The organism is Thermogemmatispora sp., assembly GCF_042408735.1.
In the GTDB taxonomy this organism is placed as follows: Bacteria; Chloroflexota; Ktedonobacteria; order Ktedonobacterales; family Ktedonobacteraceae; genus Thermogemmatispora.
The window spans coordinates 20,629-41,022 of the sequence record NZ_JBHOQV010000178.1; the positions used below are offsets into that span (position 1 = coordinate 20,629).

A 20,394-nucleotide genomic window follows, 5' to 3' on the forward strand; every position below is an offset into this window, starting at 1 on the left:
CCAACTTTTCCGAGGCTTCTCAGTCTCACCGCTCCGACGTCTCTGGGATCCCGGGGATCAGTCGCCCAGCCGGTCCTGCTATCCACGGTGGTAGAGGGCAATAAAAAACCGTGGGACTGACGCTTGCGGTCTCAGTGCCCACGGTTGAGAGGCTGCTCTCATGCCTCTGACGCGTTACTCACACATCAGGCATCAGGCGCAGAACAGGCGGAGAGACCCCTCCGGTGGGCCCACTGATCCCTGGGTTATCCATGAGCAGAGCAGCGAGCAGCAAGGAAGAGAGGCAGGCGAAGCCGTTGGCAAAGGCAGGGAAAGCAAAAGGGCCAACGATCCTGCCCCTCGTCTTCAGCCAGCGAGGCAGGCCGATCAGAGCTACGAGATGGTTGACCATCGGCTTCTCCTCCTTTCCCTTGGGCTTGCGCTCAGCGCGGTACGCCTGCGTGGTGCATCTACATACTGTTTCTTAACATGAAGATGGTGAAGGCCCCGAGCCAGGGCGCGGGGCCACAAGACTTCGAGAGAATGACTGCTTCTTAAAAAGGGTCTACAGCAAGTATAGAGTGAAAAAATGGCTCTGTCAAGGGAAGATCGATACAGGTCAACAGAGAGCGTGTGCGGCAGAGTAGGGCCAGGTCAGACGGTGGTAAGTGGGCGCGAAGGCCGGGTCGGGTCGGCCGCGAGAGGGCCTAGCGGCCTTTCTGTCCGACCACTGCCCCGGCCATCGTCCCGGTTGCTGTCGCGGCCTTAGCCTCTTTCACAAACTGTGTTAACTGCCCTTGCTGGATGATTTTTGCAAGCTCTTTATGCCACTCAAGAGCCTCTTGCGGGGTAGCGCTACTGCGCTCGTAGACCACCAACCGATAGAGGGTGAGATAACCGTTCTGCTGAGGATAGACAGCGGTGACAAAGCCGCGGCCCAGGCGGCGATCGTCGAAGGTCGCCAGCACGTAGCGCTTTCCATCTGGGGCAACCACCACGTGGCGAGCCAGGTCGAGCACCTGCAGCTTCACCGGATAGGCATCGGGAATCTCCAGAGGGTGCTCGCGGATGCTGGCCAGCATCTCCCGATCCTGTTCCTGCACAACACGATCGATCATCGCATCACTCCATAAGGATCAGCTTAAAAAGGGCACATGCCACCCTGGTCTGGCAAAGCTCCAGGGTGGCATAGTACAGTTTAACGGAAGAGGAAGCGCAGGTCAAGTGCCTCTGACCCGCCCAGCCTTCCTCTCCGCAAGCCAGTTAGAGGTCCTCGAGGGCCGACGGCGTCGGCAGCTCAAACGAGCGTCTTCTGCCCCAGAGAGAGCGCAGATGCTCCCAGAGCCAGCGGATGAGTTGCAGCGGTAGCTTGCCCAGCACATAGGGATGGCGCAGCAGGTAGAGGAAGAGACGCGGCTCAACCTGGCGCCAGAGAGCCGGCGCCTCGCGCATTTCGCCCGAGGAAGCGGGGTGCTCCGGGCTGCCGGGTGGCGCCCAGAGGTCGCGCACGTAGAGGTCCCCCAGGCGCTCTAAGAGCGGCGCCTGCTCGGGGGCGACATGGCTGAGGCGGTGGATATACTCGTGTGGCGTCTCTGCTCGACGCAGGCCAAGGCCGGCCCAGCCCGCCAACAAGCAGATGCGCCCATAGATCTGGGCCGTCAGGCGGAGGTGGCGGAAGAGCCGTCGCCACCAGATGGCGAAGAGCATGAGCAGGCAGGCCAGAGCGAAGAGAAGGCTCAGTGCGAAGTAGCTCAGCGACTGCTGCCAGCTCAGGCCCCTCTCCTGGGAGCTGGTCCCTCCCGTTGCGGTCTCATCGTTCGGGAAGGGAAGGCGGCGCGGCGTCGGCACGTTGGGCGAAGTTCCCGGGTTAGAGGTGATCGTCGAACCGTTGTCTGAGGAACTGTACTGATTGGGCAATGGGCGCGTAAAGCTCGGGAAGCCAGGCGAAGGTTCAAAATTGATCCAGCCGTAGCCGGCGAAGTAGATCTGGGTCCAGGCGTGGGCCTGCGTGCCACGGATCACCCATTGATGAGTGGTGGTATCGTACTCGCCCGGCGCGTAGCCGGTCACGACGCGCGCCGGCATCCCAAGCTCGCGCGCCATGACTGCCATTGCCGTGGCAAAGTAGTTGCAGAAAGCCCGGTGGTCGCTGCGGAAGAGCAGCCAGGAGACCGGTTCATCGCCGGGTGGTAGCTGGACATCGACCGAGTAAGTATAGCTGCGGAAGTAGTTTTCCAGAGCGACTGCCTTGTCGTACATCGTATGGGCGCTGGCGGTAAGCCGTTCGGCCAGGGTGCGAATATTCGGATCGAGATGCGGAGGCAACTGCAGATAGGTCTGCAGAATGGAGGGATCATAGTAATTTGTCGGCAAGGGACCTTCGTAGTTGGCTGGTAGCTTTGGGGCCTCCGAGGGGAAGGGAACCGACTCCAGGGTCTTGACATCTGCCGAGGAGACGTAGGACTGAACTGTGTAGCGATCGCCCGCCGCCAGCTTTGCTCCTTTGCGCAGCACGGCCACGATGCTGGTGGTGTTTCTGCTCACCAACACCACCGAGGGCTGATCAAGCTGGCCCGCCTGCCAGGGAGCGAAGAGATAGGGCTGCTGCTCACCTGGGGGATTGACCACCGTGATCTGCAAGGTCACGACGTGCACAGGTGTACCTTCGGGAGGAATCTGCTGACCCTTTGGCAGGGCAATGCTATAGGTGGGACTCGTCGACCAGCCGCGCCCGTCATAGGTGTCATAGGCCAGCGAGGCAAGGTATTGTCCTCCCTCACTGCTCGTCACTCGGAAGACGATGTCGCTATTGAGGTGTGGGTTGCCGCCGAGGACCAGCGAGTTGGTGAAGTTGCCTCGATTCGCCGGGATCACTCCCCCATTGACGGCAATCAGGCGGTTCCAGGCATTCTCGACCTGAACCCAGGGGTTGCTGTCAAGGTCCCAGATCTGGGCAGCATCGGCGTTGACATAGCTACCCGGTAGAACCCAGGAGAGAATGACCACCGCCAGCGAGACAAGCAGGCCGGCTTGCATGAAGTCCCAGCCCAGATCGTCGGCGCAACGCAGGCCAAGCCGTTTCCAGCGGCGCATCGACTCGAAGAGCGAGAAGCGCAGCAGGAGCAGGAGGGCAGCGCACAGAAAGACAAAGAGAAAGATCAGGTAGCCAACAGGCACATTACTGAGGTTAATGAGGAGGACCGCCCCGTCGAGCAAGATCATCACCAGCGGCACCCGGGCCCGATAGACCAGCCAGACGCTGGCATAGGCCAGCCAGAAGCTGAGAGCAGTGATCAAGAAGAGAAAGATCGAATCGTCGCTGCTTGTGCCCCCGGCCAGAGCGACGGCCAGCCAGGCCCGCAAGGCGGCCCAGAGGAGAGCAAAGCTTCCATTGAAGTCGGCGGTGGCGGTCTGCCAGTAAGCGATCAGCAGGCCAAGCACCAGAGCCAGGGGCTGGACAAGCCAGGAAGAGAGCCAGCGCTGGCGTACGGCTATCAGGCCAAATAGCAGGCCAAGAGCGGTCGTCAGAGTCAGCACCTCCAGATGAGCCACCCAGGCGGCCACCTGGACCGACCAGATCGTGCTATAGACCACCACGGTCACCAGCACGAGGGAGAAGTAGCCCTCTTCGAGACGGAAGAGATCCTTGAACGAGGACCAACTCAGCCCTGGCTTCTCGGGGACAGGCGACCTTGCCCGCTTCGGGCGAGGCTCAGACTCTGAGAACAGCCGAGAGAAACGATCAGCAGTGGCCTGGCCCATATCAAGACCTCCATTGGAGAGAGCGCACGCTTGGGCCGCGTTCGAGCGCTTCCGCCAGCGAGTCGCCACGTCTAATGCGTAGCACAGGCACTCCCTCGCCTTCCAGCAAGGTCCAGGTATCTTCGTCGGCGGGCCGCTCATCGAAAGAAGCGGCCTCCAGTCCAACGACGGCCACCTGGACCCCGCGCCGACGCAAGTGCCTCAGCCCCTCATGCCAATCGCGCGAGGTCGAGGGAGTAATCACGATGGCCGCCGTATTGCGGCCAAAATGGAGCGCATCGAGCGCCAGGGCCTCCTTGAGGTCCGGTCCCGCACCGGCCCGGACCACGGCCAGCAGCTCCAGCACGCGCTCGATCTGGCGCTCGCCGCGATCCAACGCCAGGAACTCTCGGCGCTCGCCGTTGACGATCAGGCCCAAAGACAGATCCTGACGCAGCAGATAGACGGCGAGCGAGGCCGCAATCGTAATGGCGTACTCCTCTGTCGATTCCTCTCCCTCGCCCGCCTGCACCGCCTGATGGAGATCAAGGAAGATCCAGGCATCCATCGCCGGATCAAGGTCGAACTCCTTCACCATCAGTTTATTATAATGCGCCGTTGAGGGCCAGTGAATGCGGTTGAGCGAATCGCCGCTCACGTATTCCCGAATAGTGGTGGCGTTCGTTGTGGTATGGAGGGCGCGACGGGTGCTGCGACCCTTCCCAGGCAGTCCCCCAGTAAAAAAGGCGAAGCTTGTCAGGGGGATGACACGCGGCAGGACGAGAATCTCGTAGGCGGGCGAGAGTAGACGATGGCTGCGAAAGAGGCCGAAGGGGTCACCGCTGCTGGCGATAACGGGTCCAAGCTGGTAGCGCCCCCGGCGCCGACAGATCGTACGTGCCCGCCAGAGGGCGCGCTTGCGCCCTCCCATGCTGGCGACATAGCCAGCACGGTGGCCGGGCAGGGTCGAGCCATCGACGATCTGGACCCAAAGCTTGGGGAAGACGCTCACATTGTCCAACATCAGGCGCTCATCAAAGGTATCGCCCACCTGCACCCGTCCAAAGGGGGCCGCGCGATGAAAGACCAGTCCGCGCAGACTGTAATGGGTCCAGAGCAGCGAGAGCAGGAAGACGGCCAGTAGGACATAGGTGACCACGTAGAGCGCTTTCCAGCCACTACTGATGGCCAGAAAGCCAGTCACCACAATGAGGAGGACCAGAAAAATGGTCTGCCAGCTCCGCATGGCTCAGCGCGCCTTCCCCCCTCCAACCCAGGCCCCAGGAACTGGCACCGTCTGCAGAATCTCGTCCAGAATCGCCGAGGAGGTCACCGCCCGCACCCGGGCCGCCGGGGTGACGATGATCCGATGGGCCAGCGTCGGCTTGACCATGAGCTTGACGTCGTCAGGGATCACATAGCTGCGCCCCCGGATGGCCGCCAGCGCTTGCGAGGCACGGAACAGGGCAAGCGAGCCGCGCGGACTGGCCCCCAGATAGATGTTGCCATGACTGCGCGTGGCGTTAGTGATCGCCACGATGTACTCGCGGATAGACTGATCGACGTGAATGCCACGGACCTGCTTCTGTATCTCTAGCAGCTCCTCCGCCGTCATAATCTGCTGCAGATCTTCCAGCGGGTGGTGGTGCTGCTGACTGTTCAGAATGTTGATCTCGTCGGCGGGGGAAGGATAGCCCAGGCTGATGTTCATCATGAAGCGGTCAAGCTGAGCCTCGGGCAGAGGGAAGGTCCCTTCATATTCGATGGGATTCTGGGTAGCCATAACCATGAACGGCTCTGGCAGCGGATAGCTTCGGCCATCGACAGTGACCTGCGACTCTTCCATTGCTTCCAGCAGGGCCGACTGCGTTTTGGGTGTGGCGCGGTTTACCTCGTCGGCCAGCACGATCTGGGCCATGATCGGCCCGGGACGAAACTCGAAGTTGCCCGTCTTCTGATTATAGATCGAGACGCCCGTGATGTCGCTGGGCAGCAAATCAGGGGTGAACTGGATGCGCTTGAAGCTACAGCCGATCGAGCGTGCTATGGACTTGGTAAGCACCGTCTTGCCCACGCCAGGTACATCCTCGATCAGGACGTGGCCCCGGCAGATGACGGCGATCAGGGTAAAGGTCACAGCTTCGGCCTTGCCAACAATGACGCTCTCAACGTTACGAATCACTCGCTGAACAGCAGCGGCGAGATCCTGTACTGACTGCATGCTCTACTCTCCGATCAGATCGCGGAGGCCCAAATCCGGAAACAGGTTAACCCGCTTTAGTGTACCACACGCCCGCTCTGGATGATACCGGTCTGTTTCGGACGCTCACCTTGCTCACCTCTTTCCCTGAGCGACAGGCTGGTGACCATTGCAGCGTTTGCCTCCGTTTTTCTTCTATAATAACGTTGGTAGTGGAGCAACGATTGCAATCTGTTGTCAGTCTAGCAAAGATTGCTGAATTTTGGCTGAAGGAAGGGACCTGCTTGCTGCCCAACCGCGGATCAGCCGCGGCTGGGAGCGGACTGAGCCATCCGTCCTGTTCCAGAGAAAGGGACTATCCTCACAGGGGTGAGTATGGTATCATGAAAGCCATGCAACAGGACAACGAGAGGCAAGAACTCTACGCCCGCGTCCTGGGCTATGTCCAGGGAGTTGGCTTCCGCCAGTTTGTCATGCATCACGCCACGGCTCTGGGCCTGCGCGGCTACGTACGCAATCTGGCCGATGGCAGCGTGGAGGTCCTGGCCCAGGGCCCGCGTATCGCCCTGGAACGATTGTTGACCCTGCTGCACCGTGGCCCCTCCGCCGCCGAGGTCCATGAGGTCCGTGTCGACTGGCGCCAGGCCAGTGAGCCACTGAGTGGCTTCCATATCCGCTGGTAGCCCACTTCTGGCTGTCCCGCCCGCCCTGGCCCGGGGCAGCAGAGCGCCGCCCTCTACCGTCTTCCTTATGGATGGGGCCTACGGCCGGCGCGGCTCCGCTGGTCGTCTCTATCCTGGCTCATTGAAGCTTCCACTATACATCTATCAACCGACCGTTCTTAAAAAAAGAAGACCAAACCGATCACCAGGTCAGTTAGAGTTGAAGGAGGCTCGGGGTTTGATCGATCGAGAAACGGTACTCCACATTGCCCAATTGGCCCGGCTCGGCCTCAGCGACGAGGAGGTTGAGCTGTTCCGCCAACAGCTCTCTAGTATTCTAGAGCACATGGCCATTTTGCGCGAGGCCGACGTGAGCGGGGTCTCTCCTCTGGCCCATGCCTCGCGCCTGACGAACGTGATGCGCGAGGACGAGCCTGGCCCCTCTTATCCCCCGGAGGTGCTGCTGGCCAACGCCCCCGATCAGGAGGAGCAATGTCTGAAGGTGAACGCTGTGCTGGAGGAGTCCTAGCCGATGAGCGCTTTGCATGAGCTAACGCTGAGCGAGGCGGCCACGCTGCTGCGCCAGCGCCAGATTTCTTCGCTTGAGCTGACGCGCGCTTTCCTGGAGCGGATCGAAGCCCTTGATGCGCGCATCCGGGCCTTTACTTTGGTCACGGCAGATCTGGCTCTCCAACAGGCCCAAGAGGCCGACCAGCGCCTGCAACGCGGCGAGCAGGTTACTCCCCTGACAGGCATCCCGCTGGCCATTAAAGATGTGATCTGCACCAAGGATATTCCCACAACCTGCGGCTCGCGCATGTTAGAGCATTTCCGCCCTCCCTTCAACGCGACGGTTATGGAGCGCCTGACCGCCGCCGGGGCAGTGATGCTGGGAAAAACCAATATGGATGAGTTCGCAATGGGATCGTCGACCGAGCACTCGGCGTTTTTCCCGACGCATAACCCATGGGATCTGGAGCGCACGCCCGGCGGCAGTAGCGGTGGCTCGGCAGCGGCGGTGGCTGCCGACATGGCTCCGGCAGCCCTGGGCAGCGACACCGGTGGCTCCATTCGCCAGCCAGCGGCGCTCTGCAACGTGGTAGGGCTGAAGCCCACCTACGGCCGCGTCTCGCGTTTCGGCCTGGTTGCCTTTGCCTCCTCGCTGGACCAGATTGGCCCATTCGCGCGTACAGCCCGCGATGCCGCCCTGCTGTTGCAGGTAATCGCCGGCCCCGACCCACGCGACTCGACCTGCTCACCCGTCCCCGTGCCGGACTATACAGCGGAGCTGACTGGCGAGATTCGTGGCCTGCGCATCGGCGTGCCCGTGGAATATTGGGAAGCCCCCGGCATGGAGCCTGGCGTAGCACGCGTTGGTCAGGAGGCTATCGATCGCCTGCGCGCCCTGGGAGCCGAAATTCGCGAGGTCTCGCTCCCCCATACTCGCTACGGAGTTGCCGCCTACTACATCATTGCCCCCGCCGAGGCAAGCGCTAATCTGGCTCGCTACGATGGCGTCAAGTATGGCTATTCTTATCGCGATACCAGCGATATGTGGGAGGCCCTCGATAAAACCCGCCAGTATGGCTTTGGGCCAGAGGTCAAGCGGCGCATCATGTTGGGCACGTACGTGCTCTCCGCCGGCTACTACGATGCCTACTACAAGCAGGCCCAAAAGGTGCGTGCGCTGATCGCTCAGGACTTCGAGCGCGCCTTTGAGCAGTGCGATGTGTTGGTCAGTCCGGCCTCGCCAACAGTGGCCTTTAAGCTGGGGGAGAAGCTGTCTGATCCCTATCAGATGTATCTGAACGATGTCTTCACTATTCCAGCCAATTTGGCCGGGATCTGCGGCATCTCTATTCCTGGCGGCTTCAGCCAGGGCCTGCCCGTGGGTTTGCAGATTCTTGGCAATGCGTTTGCCGAGGCAACCATTCTGCGCGTGGCCGACGCTTTCCAGCGTGTGACAGACTATCATACTCAGCGCCCAGCCTTATAGAGGGAGAGAGCAGCCCGGATAGTCGGCCTGGCTACCAGAGCTGGCTGACTGTCTGCCCATATCCCGGCTGCCCTCTACCCACGGGCGCAACGTGAGGAAGGAGAGCCTCGCATTGTCACAACAGCAGCCTCGTTCCCGTCCCACATTCTCAGGTCTGTCACCTCTGGCCAGTCGCATCCTGGCGGCACTCCTTCTGGTCCTGGCCGCCTGTATTGCCATCGGGGCCTCTTTGCTGGCTTTTACTTCCTGGGGAGGCGGGCAGGCAGGTAATGCTATGACAGCGACAACGCCGACCACAACTTCCTCTTTGCCTTCGCCAACCCCGAGACCGACCCTGGCTCCCGTGCTGACGCCGCGAGGTTCGCCGCCCTCGCTCACTGCCTCCGAGGCTATGCTGGTGGATGCCGACAGCAACCGCATCCTGGCCGACATCAACGGCGAGGTCCCCCGTCCGATGGCCAGCACAACCAAAATCATGACGGCGGTCATCGCCTTGCAGGTCGGCCACCTTGATCAGGAGATTACGGTCGGGGCCGATGCGGTGAACGAGGCCCGCGACAACGATGGGAGCAACGCCGGCTTGCAAGTGGGAGAGCGCCTGACGTTGCGTGAACTGCTCTACGCGCTGCTTTTGCCATCGGGAGATGACGCCGCGATCGCCATCGCCGATGGCATCTCAGGGTCGCCAGAGAAGTTCGTAGCTCTTATGAATCTTTTCGCCTGGCGGCTACATCTGTTTCAGACGCACTACGCTAATCCCGATGGCCTTCCGGCTCCGGACCACTATACCACGGCCTTCGATCTGGTGCGCCTGGCCCGCTACGCCATGAACATCCCGCTGTTCGCTCAGATCGTGGGCACGTACACCTATTCGCTGCCGGCAACCGCCGATCATCCGGCCCACGTTTGGACCTCGACCAATGAGCTGTTGGGGACCTATCCAGGGGTGACAGGAATCAAGACAGGCTTTACAGGCGAGGCCGGCTACTGCCTGGTCTTCTCGGCTACGCGCAACGGTCACCACCTGCTCGGGGTGGTCCTCCATTCCTCCAGTCCCGAGGCCCGCTTTCAGGACGCCCGCCGCCTCCTTGACTGGGGCTTCTCCCTGCCCGAGCAGCCTCCCGGCTCCTCTCTGCCACCTCCACTCTAGTCCTGCCCTACCTGCCGGACATGAGGTGCAGGCAGATAGATAGGCAGGCCAGCGGCGGAGGACTCGGCCAGGTCTTGCGCTCCATCCAGCCCAGCCAGGTTTGCCGGGCAGCGCGAGATTCTGGCCTATCTGGCTGGCAAGACGTACTGGTAAGGTGGACATAAACATGATAGAATAAGCTTTACGACCTGACCATGCTCGCACTAACCTTTGGCACAAAGGATAGCAATGCGTTACGCCGTTTTCAGCGATATACATGCGAACCTGGAAGCACTGGAAGCAGTGCTGGCAAAGATCGATGAGATCTCTAAAGAGAAACCCATCGATCAGATCTGGTTCCTGGGGGACCTGGTTGGCTATGGTCCCGACCCCAACGCCTGCATCTCTTTGCTGCGCGAGCGTACCGATGTGATCATCGCTGGCAACCACGACTGGGCCGCGGTGAACAAGATCGACCTTGACGACTTTAGCGCCGCCGCGCGCATCTCCGCCGAGTGGACCGCTCAGCAGTTGACGGAGGAGCATCGCGAGTTTCTGGCCAACCTGCCCGAACGCCTCGATATCGGTGAGGTGACGCTCGTGCACGGAAGCCCCTACGGCCCTCTCTGGGAGTACTTGACCTCCGAGGTGCTGGCCGAGCGCAGTTTCCAGCATTTTGAGAGCCGCTTTTGTTTCGTGGGCCATACGCATATTCCAGTGATCTTCCAGCAGCCGATGAGTGTGAGTAAGGCCGGGACCGGTGACATCGACGCTTCCGGGGAGCGCACGCAGGAAACGGCCACTGCCACAGCCGCCACTGAAGCAGACGCGACCGGTGGTTCTGGCCCAGAGCAGCCAGCCTCTCTTCGCCAGGAGAAGGGAGAGAGCCTGACAGCGAAGGCCCCGGGTACGGAGGAGGCCCACCAGGAGAGCGCTATGAAGGCCGCCGTGCCAGCGGCAGCCCGGGAAGCCGCTACCCCTGACCTCGGACCAGCCGATGATACCTCACCCAACACCGACCTTTCGCTCAGCTCCGAGCCCGATGAACAGCCGGAGGCTTATGCCGATATTGTGGCGGCGCTCGAGGCGATCGAGTCACGAACTTCTGAGGAGGAGATTCTGAGCGCCGAGGATCGTCTCAATAGCGAGATCGAGGAGTTGCTGGCTTTGCTCGGCCTCAGTCAGAGCATGATCAGGGTCACTAATGAGATGCTGACTCCGCCAGAAGGACACTGGGACCCGCCTGCCGGCTATCGGGCAATCATTAACCCCGGCGGTGTGGGGCAGCCCCGCGACGGCGATCCACGCGCCGCTTTCATGATCTACGATACTGAAGCCGGTTTCGAGTTCTATCGGGTGCCTTACGACATTAAGAAAACGCAGGAGAAGATCATCAAGGCCGGTCTGCCCCAGTACCTGGCCGTACGCCTGGCCTACGGTCGCTAGCCTGAACCGGAGATTGTCCGTCCTTGCGTTGCTCTTCTCCTGATCGGCTCTCTCTCAAAACAATAACGAAGTTTGCTAAATCACCATTAAGCGAAGTTCTCTATACCTAAAAAAGGTAGGGGCTTACAGGAGTGGCGGTTTTGCCGGTCCCGGAACTGCAAGGCGGTCACCGACCATGAAAGACTGGCCTGGCCGGGCAACCAGACCCGGTGACGGAGTTTTGGGGCGTTGGAGGGCGGCTGAGTCGTTGGCCCGTGGCGAGGCGAGATGTCTGCGGATGTTTTCCGAGTCGGCGGTCTCTCCAGCAGCCAGCGGCGTGGGAGAGCAATTGTTGTCCAAAATGGCGAGCGCGAGGGGAACCTCCACGCAGTATGTTCCCGTCCTCTCCGCTGATGGAAAGCCTCTCATCAGGTCGGGTCATCCGGCAAGAGCGAGTGAGCTTGTCCGCAAGGGCTTGGGGGTGCAGCGCTTTCGGAAGGGCTTCTTCTCCATCCGGCTTCTGGAGCACACGGACGGGGCGATGCAGTCCGCCGCCCGCGGGATCAATTCCGGCCCAACGTCAACCACTCCACGGCTACCGCCGGGGGTCCCCGAGGCCAGGCCAGGGAAGATGGGAAGACTTCAGCATTGTCGGCCCAAAGCACACGCGTTTGATGCCGATGCCGACGCCATCACGCATGCAAAGAAGGCAATGGCAACCCGGCAGGCGTTGCGGCAGGACCGGCGTGATCGAAAGATGTCGAACCGGAAACCGCGGTTCAACCGTTCCCGTGGTTCAATTCCGCCGTCCGCGAAAGTCCGCTGGGGCTGGGAACTCAGGATTGTCACATTCCTCACAGGGCTGTGCCCCATCACGACCTTTGCTGTCGAGGAGGTCAAAGCCGAAACCCGCAAAGAACAACGGCGTTGGAATGCGTCCTTCAGCCCGCTGGAAGCCGGCAAGCACCGGTTCTATGGAGAACGTGCCTGGATTGCTCCCGTCGTCACCTGATCCGCCTGGGACACAAAGCGGTTTCGAGAGACGTTCTTTTGCACACGCCGTCGAGGCCTGGGTTCTGGCCACCTCCGAGGTTGGCGAAGCGCAGCCAGACTGGAGGAAGCTTGTTGTCAGGCTCGCGCCGCTCCAGCGCTGCCGCTTGAGCCTGCACCTGCGGCAGGGTAGGACAGTGCCTGTGCCGCGCAGCACAGATGCTTCATCGGAAGCTCGGCTTCTGCTACGTCGGCGGGCGGATGGGCAACCGGTTAAGCCTGCAGGCGATGCGCAACGGGAGACGGCTCACCCCAGGCGCCCGTCGCGAAGATACCGTTGCACTCGCTTCATGTTCCTGGCGGGTATGGATACCAGAAGAAGGAGGGTAAGCGGCGCTCCTCCCCATGCCTGAAGGTCGGGGTCTCTGCGCCGCCAGAATCTGATGAAGTTGATCGTTGGTTTGGGTAATCCTGGCCCTCAGTACGTGCCGACGCGTCACAACGTCGGCTTCCGCGTCGTTGAGAAGCTGGCTCAGAAGCTGGGTTGGCGTTGGAGCGAGGAGCGCAGTCGTGCGCTGTTGGCCAGTGGCTTGCTGGGAACAGAGAAGGTCATCCTGGTGAAGCCTCTCACTTATATGAACCTGAGCGGCGAAGCCGTGGGGGCACTGGCCCGCTGGTATCGGCTTTCTCCCCAGGATATACTGGTTGTTTGCGATGACCTGGACCTGCCCGTTGGACGCCTGCGCCTGCGTGCTCGCGGCAGCACCGGTGGTCACAACGGTCTGGAGAGTATCGTTCACCACTTGCATAGCGATCAGTTCCCACGCCTGCGTGTTGGCATCGGGCGTCCTGCAAACCAGCGCATGAGCGTCATCGATTATGTGCTGGGTACGCCTCCTGCAGCCGAGCGCAGCCAGCTTGAGCGGGCAGAGGACGAGGCGGTGGCAGCAATCGAGCTGGTGCTGACGCGCGGCCTGGAGACAGCGATGAGCCTGGTCAACAGCGATCCAGAAGCCCGACAGCGCAAAGAAGAACAACGCCAGCGCCAACAGGCGCGTCGCCCCCCCATCCAGGTCGGCATGGTGGCCCGCCTGTTCCCGGCCCACTGGCGCCCGCTACGGGAAGAAATCTCCTTCGCCCACTCCTGTGGCTTCCAGTGGCTGCAGCTCCGGGGTTCAGAGACGGGTCTGAGCGAGCAGCTGCTGGGCGAGCCTTTTGAGAGACTGGCAGCAGCCCTACAGGAGGCCAGACTGGCCTGCGCCTTGGAAATCCCTCTCGCCTTGACCGAGCTGGGGACAACGCCGAGCGGAGCTACGCTGGCGACAGCGCTGCGTGCCAATCTGCCCGCGATCGACAGCCTGCCCTGCCCGCGCGTGCATTTTCATTTGACGACCTCCCCGAGCAGCCCCCAGGCTCTGCTGGCCCTGGAAGAACGCCTCGTGCCCGCTCTGCAGGAGGCTCAGGCTCTGGCTGCGGCCCACTCGCCGACCTTCCGGCTGGCGATCGAGCAGAATGAGCCAGCGGCTGGACTCTTTGCTCAGCCGGATCGCTGCGCTCGCCTGCTCCAAGAGGTGCCCGGCCTGGGCCTTGTTTGGGACGTCAATCACACTCCTCGCGAAGCCTTGCAGGACTATCTGGCCCTGACCCCCCGGATGACGCTGATCCATGTCTCCGATACGCCGCTTCCAGAGTTGAACTATCATCTGCCGCTGGGCCGGGGAACCCTGGACATTGAAGGCTACTGCGAAGAGCTGCTCTCTCGCGGCTTTTCCGGTCCTGCTATTCTAGAAATCGGGGGGACACCCCGCTCCAGTGGCTTTGGCCACGACAGCGATGAGGCGCTGCGAGCTTCGGCCCAGCGTCTGCGCGCCGCCATCGGACGGGCCTACGCCCGCGTACGCAGCCGCCAGCTAGAGGCACCGGGGAGCAAGCCCAACTGAACCGATAGAGCCTGACTATCCGTCCGGCCAGACACCACTATAGGCCCGGCTCTCGCTCTCCTCCCTCTGTCTGGCAGGCTCAGCTTTCCTGTGATAAGATAAACTATAAGAAATACATATGGAGAACCCGCCTCCGAGAATCCTCCTGCGGCAACCGAGCCAGAGCCAGGGCTGGCCTGGTCTGCCGACTGGGGGATCATGAAGTTGGAGCAGGGGCCTGGCTGATCGAGTCAGCCGATGTGGCGGGAAGACCTGCTCTCTCGACAGGGCAGGTACGCTATGCTACACTAGGGAGCGCCTGCTCCGCTCGGGCCTGCTTCTCCCGCTTCACCAGGTGGCGTCAGAGGGACAGGTTGCTTTCTAGAGGTCGCACCCGCTCGCTCAGCCAGCCATCAGCCAGTCAGGCGACACAGCAGACAATCAGAAAGAAATCCTAACCCGGTGTTGTGAGGCAAGATTGACACTCCAAGGCTTACTACCATTACTGACCCAGAGATCGGATTTCAAACGGCTACTCAGGCGGCTGCGAGCTGCCGAAGGGTTACCGGTTCTCGATGCCATCACAGAGCCAGCTCGCCCTTTCATCATGGCCGCCCTGGCTGCAGCCTATGAGCAGCCGCTACTCATTATTACAGCAGATGAAGATGGGGCGCGACAGCTCGCTGAGAGTCTGACGGCTTTTGCTCCGGAAGGTCGCCAGGTCCTCTACTTTCCCGGACGGGCAGCCCTGCCGTACGAGCGTCTGCTCAGCGACGCCGAGACGATCCAGAAGCGCATGCAGGCCCTCATCTGTCTGGCTCGCGGCGCATCACAGCTGCTGCTCGTCTGCGGAGCACGGGCCTTGACACAGCCCCTGATGCCACGCTATGAGCTAGAGCGCACACTTTACGAGCTGCAGCAGGGCGAGGAGCTAGACCTCGCCCTGCTTCTGGAGCATCTCTACAATCTCGGCTACGAGCCAGTGGCCGAGGTGGAGGAACCTGGCCAGTTCAGCCATCGCGGGGGCATTGTTGACCTTTTTCCTCCCACACTGGCCCGCCCAGTGCGCATCGAGTTCTTTGGAGACCAGGTTGAGTCGCTGCGCACCTTTGATCCCGAGACCCAGCGCTCGCTCAATCCTCTCACGAGCTGCCTGATCGGTCCAGCACGTGAAGCCCTGCCAACGCGGGGCGCCCAGGCGGCGCGCGAGCTGGAGCAGCTTGATCTGCGCATCCTTCACCGCGACGCCGAGGAGCGCTGGCGGCGCGACCTGGAGCTGCTGCGCCAGGGGCGTTCCTTCGAGGACATCGCTTTCTACCTCCCTTATCTTCATGAACCGGTCACGCTGCTCGATTACCTGCCCAGAGAGGCCCTCGTTATTCTGAATGAGCCTGAGCATATCCAGAATCGTATTCGCGATCTCGACGCCCAGGCCCAGGAGATGAAGGCCCGTCTGGAAGCGGAGCGCGAGAATCCGGCCCACCTGCGCCCGGCCCACTTCTCCTGGGAGGATCTGAACCTTCGCCTGCAACAGCGTCGCCAGCTCCACTTCGCGGGCATTCTTGCTGCCGTGGGTGAACACGCGCCCGACGGAGCGCCGGCTCCCAGTCAGGAGCCACTCTTACCGACCTGCAGCAGCGCGAACTCTTACGGCGGACGCATCCGGGCTTTCATTCATGACTGCCGCAAGGCCCTGGCCAACCGCGAGCGCATCGTCATCATCACAGCTCAGGCCCGCCGCCTCGCCGAGGTATTCGCCGACGAGGCCAGCAACGAAGAAGAGGGACCACTGCACGTCAGTCCTGGTACCAGTATCAGGGAGGTGCCAGCCGAGGGGAGCCTGACCCTCATCCAGGGGCACCTGGCGGAGGGCTGGCAGTCGCGAGCGTTGGGGCTAAGCGTCTACTCCGACACCGAGGTCTTCGGCTGGTCCAAGCGTCGCCCAACCCAGCGACGTCGCCCAGTCACCCCGGCATCCTTCCTGGCCGAGCTGAATCCTGGCGACTACGTTGTCCACCAGGAGCATGGCATCGGGCGCTTCGAGGGCCTGGTCAGAATGAATCTGACCGGTGTCGAGCGCGAGTACCTGCTGATCCGCTACGCGGGCAACGACAAGCTCTACATCCCGACCGATCAGCTCGACCGCGTGACACGCTATATCGGCATGGGGGAGGCCGTCCCAGCTCTGAGCAAACTGGGCACCACCGAATGGACACGGGCCAAAGCGCGCGTCAAAGAGAGCGTCCAGGACATTGCGCGCGAGCTGCTGCGGCTCTACAGTCTGCGCGAGACCACCGAGGGCCATGCCTTTCCTCCCGACTCCGAGCAGCCATGGCTCAAGGAGCTAGAGGACGCCTTCCCCTATGAGGAAACGCCCGATCAGGCGCAGGCCATCGAAGAGGTCAAGGCCGATATGGAGCGTCCTCGGCCTATGGATCGCCTGGTCTGCGGCGATGTGGGCTACGGCAAGACCGAGGTAGCGCTGCGGGCCGCCTTCAAGGCTGTGCTGGACCAACGCCAGGTGGCGGTTCTCGTGCCCACCACCGTGCTGGCCCTCCAGCACTACAACACCTTCAAGGAGCGCCTCAAACCCTATCCCGTGCGCGTCGAGCTGCTCAGCCGCTTCCGTTCCGAAAAGGAGCAGAAGCGTATCCTGGAAGACCTGGCCCTGGGGAAGGTCGACATCATCATTGGCACCCATCGCCTGCTGCAGAAAGACGTGGTCTTCTTCCAGCTCGGCCTGCTCATCATCGACGAGGAACAGCGCTTCGGAGTCATGCACAAGGAGCGTCTCAAGCAGCTGCGCACCGAAGTCGATGTTTTGACCATGACGGCCACGCCGATTCCGCGCACGCTGCACATGGCCCTGGTCAACCTGCGCGACATGAGCGTGATCGAGACGCCTCCCCAGGAACGACTGCCGATTCGGACAGCCATTCGCGAATACGACGAGGGGTTGATCCGCGAGGTCATTCTGCGCGAGCTTGACCGCGGCGGCCAGGTTTTCTTCGTGCACAACCGCGTCGCTGGCATCCAGATGCTTGCCCAGAAGCTGCAGCAGCTCGTGCCCGAAGCGCGCATCGCTGTGGCTCACGGCCAGATGAACGAAGAGCAGTTGGAGCGCATTATGCTGGGCTTCGCCAACGGCGAGTACGACGTCCTGGTCTCAACAACCATCATTGAGAACGGGCTGGACATTCCTAACGCCAACACCATCATCGTCAATAACGCAGCCCACTTTGGACTGGCCCAGCTCTACCAACTGCGGGGCCGCGTGGGACGCTCGGCACAGCAGGCCTATGCCTACTTCCTCTACAACAAGGAGGCCCGCCTGACGCCGCTGCAGGAGAAGCGCCTCCGAGCGATCTTCGAGGCCACCGAGCTGGGAGCCGGCTTCCGGATCGCAATGAAGGATCTGGAGCTGCGCGGAGCAGGTAACCTGCTAGGAGCTGAACAGTCGGGCTTCATGAACTCGGTGGGCTTCGACCTCTATTGCAAGCTGCTGGCCGAGGCAGTACAAGAGCTGCAGGGCAAGAAAGAAGAGACAGGCGTACCTGGGGTCACCATCGACCTGCCGCTGGATGCTTACCTGCCGGATGAGTATATCGGGGATCGTACCCTGAAGGTCAATTTCTACCAGCGCCTGGCCAGTCTCACCACCCATGAACAGGTAGAAGCCATCGCTGCCGAACTGACCGACCGCTTTGGGGCCCCGCCGCCTCCAGTGCAGAACCTGCTCACGCTCATCCGGCTCAAGATCGAGGCGGCTCACCAGGGTATCGAAACCATCTCGCTGAAAAATAATGAGCTGGTAGTTACTGTGAGACGCTCGGTGATTCCGAACCGCGTTGCTCTCTACCACCGCTTCCGCAACGAGGCGCGGGTCCAGCAAGGCGTCATTCGCATTCCACGGCGCCTGCTGGGGCCTAACTGGCTGCAGCAACTCAGCGAGCTGCTGCCGATGATGACCACGGCGGCCTGAGCTGCCCTGCACGGGCCTGCCTGGCCGACTCAGCGGCGGAGAGCACCCTCCGATAGGCGACAGGAGGAGGGAGGATGCTACAGGCTCTCTCAGGCAGGCCCGCGACTACCCGCCTCTTGTTCAGATGGCGACTAGCCCTTGCTCCTGTAGCTCGACAAGGATGCGCTCAATCTCCTGGACGCTCTTCTTGGTACAACGGGCCAGATCAGCCACCGTACGTCGCCCGTCGACGAGCAGGTAGACCGAGCGCTGTCGCCGACTCAGCAGCGATAAGACACTCAGGTCTTCGCTCAAGCGCCGCGGCACCAGCCATTCAAGGCCGGGCTTGTAGCTGCTACCATATGTAGATATACCAATGTAGCCAGCCGCATCGTCATTGACCTTTTCCGGCGCCAGAGGGAGCTGCGGACTACTCTCGCCACGCCCAACTCCGGGGAGCAAGGGAGTCAGGCGAGCCGCAGGAAGAGAGGAGCTATCGGAGCGGATAGGATAGGGAGCATCTGGGAAAAAGGCGAAGCGAATGGGGCTCCAGGTGAGCAGAAGATTAAGAGCATCCTGGCCCGAGAGTTGGCCAGCGGCAGCGTAGACGGGACGACCCGCCCGCAAATAGATCTCCCCCTCTTCAAGCTGACCATTGCGCAGGCGCTCCACGCTCAGCAGCCCTGTCTGTTGCCTCGCCCGGAAAAATTCTAGCACGGGTAGCAGGCTATCAGCTTGCTTGTCACGACCTTTAGCCATTAAACATAACACTCCCTCTCAGGGTCCCTCCTAACAAGAGCCACCCGCCTCCAGCTTGGGAAGCGTTCGTTCCTCTTGCCAGTCAACAGAGCATGTCTGCTCTCAGTCAGAAAGCGCTATCTCCGGGCCATAAAAATCCACGTATTACTATACGTGTTATACCATAGCCTCACGGGAGCGGGGAGGTGTAAAAAACATAAATATTCCCGTATGGAAGATTTTTAACGAAATTTTTATGGAGATCCTGTTCTTCTGAGGAGGCGCACCTTGCGCTATAAGAGCGCAAAAGATGATACTAGAGTAACGGTTAATGGCTCAGGTAAAAAGTTTTATTGCCTCTGGAGAGGGGTGACTCTCCAGAGGCGGTGCAGAGGAATAACGGGAGCATCAGGGGCGCAGTTGGCGCGTATGCATGAGAAAGAACATCAGTCCCTGCTTGTAATCCATTGGACTGGCCTTGCCATTCTTCAGCACCTGGGCGATCAAGTTCAGCAAGCTAGAAATAACCTGCAGGCGCGTCTGTTCAAAGCCATCCTGGCGCCGCAGCAATTCGATCAACTGGGAAGGACTCTGTCCTGAAATATCCAGGCCCAGGCGCACGGCTTCCAGGCGCAACCAGAGCACGAGCTGCTGGCGCATCTCCTCGAAGATCGTCACATCCTCATTTGCCGGCAGAGGCGCGCCCTCTGCTGGCGAGGGTGTTGCGGTCCGTCCACCGGCTGGTGGGCCGGCGGGCGAGCGAGGCTGCACCGGCACCGGAGCGGTCGACGAGGGAGCGGCCTGGGCTGCAGGGGCCTCCGCCGGCTGGGATCCGGGCTGAGAGAGCTTCCCCGAGGGACGGCGCACGGGCGCGGCCTGGGGACCTGCTGTCGCCGGGGAGGCGCCGGGCAACGTACGTGCCGGAATAGGAGGAACCCGCCTTGGTGGGGCCGGGGGCGCTGCTGGTGGTGCCCCAGCGGAGGCGGCAGCGGGCGGGCGCTCCTCCGGAGAGGTGGGGGTCCTGCTGGCCACCAACGAGCCTGAAGCTGTCGGCGCTACCGGCAAAGGCATGGCCGGCCTGCCAGGGGCTGGGGGCAAGCCCGCGCCGGCCTCGCCGCGCAGCTCCTGCAGCTGCTGCTGCAGCAGCAAGGTCGGCTGACTGATCTGTTCCCAGGTCAATTCAGGAACAGAGGTGGCGCGGGTCGTGGCCCAGGAAGGGACTGGCCGCGGGCTGCCAAAGGTCGACCGCTTCTTCTGCGGACTCGCCAGGTGGGCACGCAGTCCTTCGGCCACCGCCTGAGCAGAGGTCGTAATCAGCATGCGCACATCGGCCATGCGCTTGCGCCCCTGGTTACCAAAAAAGGCCCGGTTGCGCTGAACAAAATGGATAAAGAGGCGCTCAATATAGGTCTGCAGCTCCGGCGACATCACGTCCACTCGATTCCAGGCCGTGAAGTCGACCGAACTCAAATAGAGCCAGACCTCCTTGCGCTTAGCGCTATCGACCGGGCGCATGCGCAAAGACTCGGTTCGATAATCGTAAAATCGCGGGTAGCAGAAGTTAGCGATCAAAGTCTCCGCCAGCTCAGCTTTTAAACGTCCCAGCTCTGCTAGCGGGAGCTGACCAAGCAAAACTCCCATGCCACGAACCCTT

The 20,394-nt window shown here is 61.5% G+C and carries 15 protein-coding genes; 8 read left to right on the forward strand and 7 right to left on the reverse strand.

Annotated features, from left to right (window positions below):
- Positions 1 to 178 precede the first annotated feature (178 nt).
- From ACFMO7_RS19140 to ACFMO7_RS19160, 5 genes are all read right to left on the reverse strand, one after another.
- Complete coding sequence (locus tag ACFMO7_RS19140; protein WP_376797092.1) at positions 179 to 391, reverse strand: hypothetical protein; 213 nt, start codon at positions 389 to 391, stop codon at positions 179 to 181.
- 295 nt (positions 392 to 686) lie between these two features.
- Complete coding sequence (locus ACFMO7_RS19145) at positions 687 to 1,097, reverse strand: hypothetical protein (protein ID WP_376797093.1); 411 nt, start codon at positions 1,095 to 1,097, stop codon at positions 687 to 689.
- 145 nt (positions 1,098 to 1,242) lie between these two features.
- Positions 1,243 to 3,741 carry a DUF3488 and DUF4129 domain-containing transglutaminase family protein gene (locus ACFMO7_RS19150; RefSeq protein ID WP_376797094.1) on the reverse strand — a complete coding sequence of 833 codons (2,499 nt, stop codon included), beginning with the start codon at positions 3,739 to 3,741 and terminating at the stop codon, positions 1,243 to 1,245.
- 1 nt (position 3,742) lies between these two features.
- Complete coding sequence (locus ACFMO7_RS19155; RefSeq protein WP_376797095.1) at positions 3,743 to 4,966, reverse strand: DUF58 domain-containing protein; 1,224 nt, start codon at positions 4,964 to 4,966, stop codon at positions 3,743 to 3,745.
- Positions 4,967 to 4,969: 3 nt separating this feature from the next.
- Positions 4,970 to 5,941: an AAA family ATPase gene (locus ACFMO7_RS19160; protein ID WP_376797096.1), complete on the reverse strand. Its 972-nt coding sequence runs from the start codon at positions 5,939 to 5,941 to the stop codon at positions 4,970 to 4,972.
- A 362-nt stretch (positions 5,942 to 6,303) separates the two neighbouring features.
- Here ACFMO7_RS19160 and ACFMO7_RS19165 point away from each other — a divergent pair, with 362 nt between their 5' ends.
- The 8 genes from ACFMO7_RS19165 to mfd all read left to right on the forward strand — a co-directional run bounded on the left by ACFMO7_RS19165 (position 6,304) and on the right by mfd (position 18,023).
- Positions 6,304 to 6,603 (forward strand): acylphosphatase, encoded by a 300-nt coding sequence (locus tag ACFMO7_RS19165; protein WP_376797097.1) that lies wholly within the window; start codon positions 6,304 to 6,306, stop codon positions 6,601 to 6,603.
- 217 nt (positions 6,604 to 6,820) lie between these two features.
- Positions 6,821 to 7,111, forward strand: a complete 291-nt coding sequence (gene gatC, locus ACFMO7_RS19170; protein ID WP_151726858.1) for an Asp-tRNA(Asn)/Glu-tRNA(Gln) amidotransferase subunit GatC — start codon at positions 6,821 to 6,823, stop codon at positions 7,109 to 7,111.
- Between the two features lie 3 nt (positions 7,112 to 7,114).
- A complete protein-coding gene (gene gatA / locus ACFMO7_RS19175; protein WP_376797098.1) occupies positions 7,115 to 8,578 on the forward strand; it encodes an Asp-tRNA(Asn)/Glu-tRNA(Gln) amidotransferase subunit GatA in 1,464 nt (487 codons plus the stop codon).
- A gap of 112 nt (positions 8,579 to 8,690) precedes the next feature.
- Positions 8,691 to 9,728: a D-alanyl-D-alanine carboxypeptidase family protein gene (locus ACFMO7_RS19180; protein ID WP_376797099.1), complete on the forward strand. Its 1,038-nt coding sequence runs from the start codon at positions 8,691 to 8,693 to the stop codon at positions 9,726 to 9,728.
- 228 nt (positions 9,729 to 9,956) lie between these two features.
- Positions 9,957 to 11,153 carry a metallophosphoesterase family protein gene (locus tag ACFMO7_RS19185; protein WP_376797100.1) on the forward strand — a complete coding sequence of 399 codons (1,197 nt, stop codon included), beginning with the start codon at positions 9,957 to 9,959 and terminating at the stop codon, positions 11,151 to 11,153.
- Positions 11,154 to 11,493: 340 nt separating this feature from the next.
- Positions 11,494 to 12,144, forward strand: coding sequence for an RRXRR domain-containing protein (locus ACFMO7_RS19190; RefSeq protein ID WP_376797111.1), 651 nt, complete (start codon positions 11,494 to 11,496; stop codon positions 12,142 to 12,144).
- A gap of 421 nt (positions 12,145 to 12,565) precedes the next feature.
- Entirely contained in the window at positions 12,566 to 14,062 is a 1,497-nt protein-coding gene (gene pth / locus ACFMO7_RS19195) for an aminoacyl-tRNA hydrolase (RefSeq protein WP_376797101.1), read from the forward strand.
- 457 nt (positions 14,063 to 14,519) lie between these two features.
- Positions 14,520 to 18,023: a transcription-repair coupling factor gene (gene mfd, locus ACFMO7_RS19200; RefSeq protein WP_376797102.1), complete on the forward strand. Its 3,504-nt coding sequence runs from the start codon at positions 14,520 to 14,522 to the stop codon at positions 18,021 to 18,023.
- 120 nt (positions 18,024 to 18,143) lie between these two features.
- Here mfd and ACFMO7_RS19205 read toward each other — a convergent pair whose 3' ends face one another.
- Together ACFMO7_RS19205 and ACFMO7_RS19210 are read right to left on the reverse strand one after the other, a co-directional pair.
- Positions 18,144 to 18,761, reverse strand: a complete 618-nt coding sequence (locus ACFMO7_RS19205; protein WP_376797103.1) for a DUF4388 domain-containing protein — start codon at positions 18,759 to 18,761, stop codon at positions 18,144 to 18,146.
- A 387-nt stretch (positions 18,762 to 19,148) separates the two neighbouring features.
- Positions 19,149 to 20,381, reverse strand: coding sequence for a hypothetical protein (locus ACFMO7_RS19210; protein WP_376797104.1), 1,233 nt, complete (start codon positions 20,379 to 20,381; stop codon positions 19,149 to 19,151).
- Positions 20,382 to 20,394: the final 13 nt, after the last annotated feature.

Bases quoted from the DNA above. Each gene is read 5' to 3' on its own strand.
- ACFMO7_RS19140 (WP_376797092.1), bottom strand. From the start codon at position 391: ATGGTCAACCATCTCGTAGCTCTGATCGGCCTGCCTCGCTGGCTGAAG.
- ACFMO7_RS19145 (WP_376797093.1), bottom strand. From the start codon at position 1,097: ATGATCGATCGTGTTGTGCAGGAACAGGATCGGGAGATGCTGGCCAGC.
- ACFMO7_RS19150 (WP_376797094.1), bottom strand. From the start codon at position 3,741: ATGGGCCAGGCCACTGCTGATCGTTTCTCTCGGCTGTTCTCAGAGTCT.
- ACFMO7_RS19155 (WP_376797095.1), bottom strand. From the start codon at position 4,966: ATGCGGAGCTGGCAGACCATTTTTCTGGTCCTCCTCATTGTGGTGACT.
- ACFMO7_RS19160 (WP_376797096.1), bottom strand. From the start codon at position 5,941: ATGCAGTCAGTACAGGATCTCGCCGCTGCTGTTCAGCGAGTGATTCGT.
- ACFMO7_RS19165 (WP_376797097.1), top strand. From the start codon at position 6,304: ATGAAAGCCATGCAACAGGACAACGAGAGGCAAGAACTCTACGCCCGC.
- gatA (WP_376797098.1), top strand. From the start codon at position 7,115: ATGAGCGCTTTGCATGAGCTAACGCTGAGCGAGGCGGCCACGCTGCTG.
- ACFMO7_RS19185 (WP_376797100.1), top strand. From the start codon at position 9,957: ATGCGTTACGCCGTTTTCAGCGATATACATGCGAACCTGGAAGCACTG.
- ACFMO7_RS19190 (WP_376797111.1), top strand. From the start codon at position 11,494: ATGGCGAGCGCGAGGGGAACCTCCACGCAGTATGTTCCCGTCCTCTCC.
- pth (WP_376797101.1), top strand. From the start codon at position 12,566: ATGAAGTTGATCGTTGGTTTGGGTAATCCTGGCCCTCAGTACGTGCCG.
- ACFMO7_RS19205 (WP_376797103.1), bottom strand. From the start codon at position 18,761: ATGGCTAAAGGTCGTGACAAGCAAGCTGATAGCCTGCTACCCGTGCTA.
- ACFMO7_RS19210 (WP_376797104.1), bottom strand. From the start codon at position 20,381: ATGGGAGTTTTGCTTGGTCAGCTCCCGCTAGCAGAGCTGGGACGTTTA.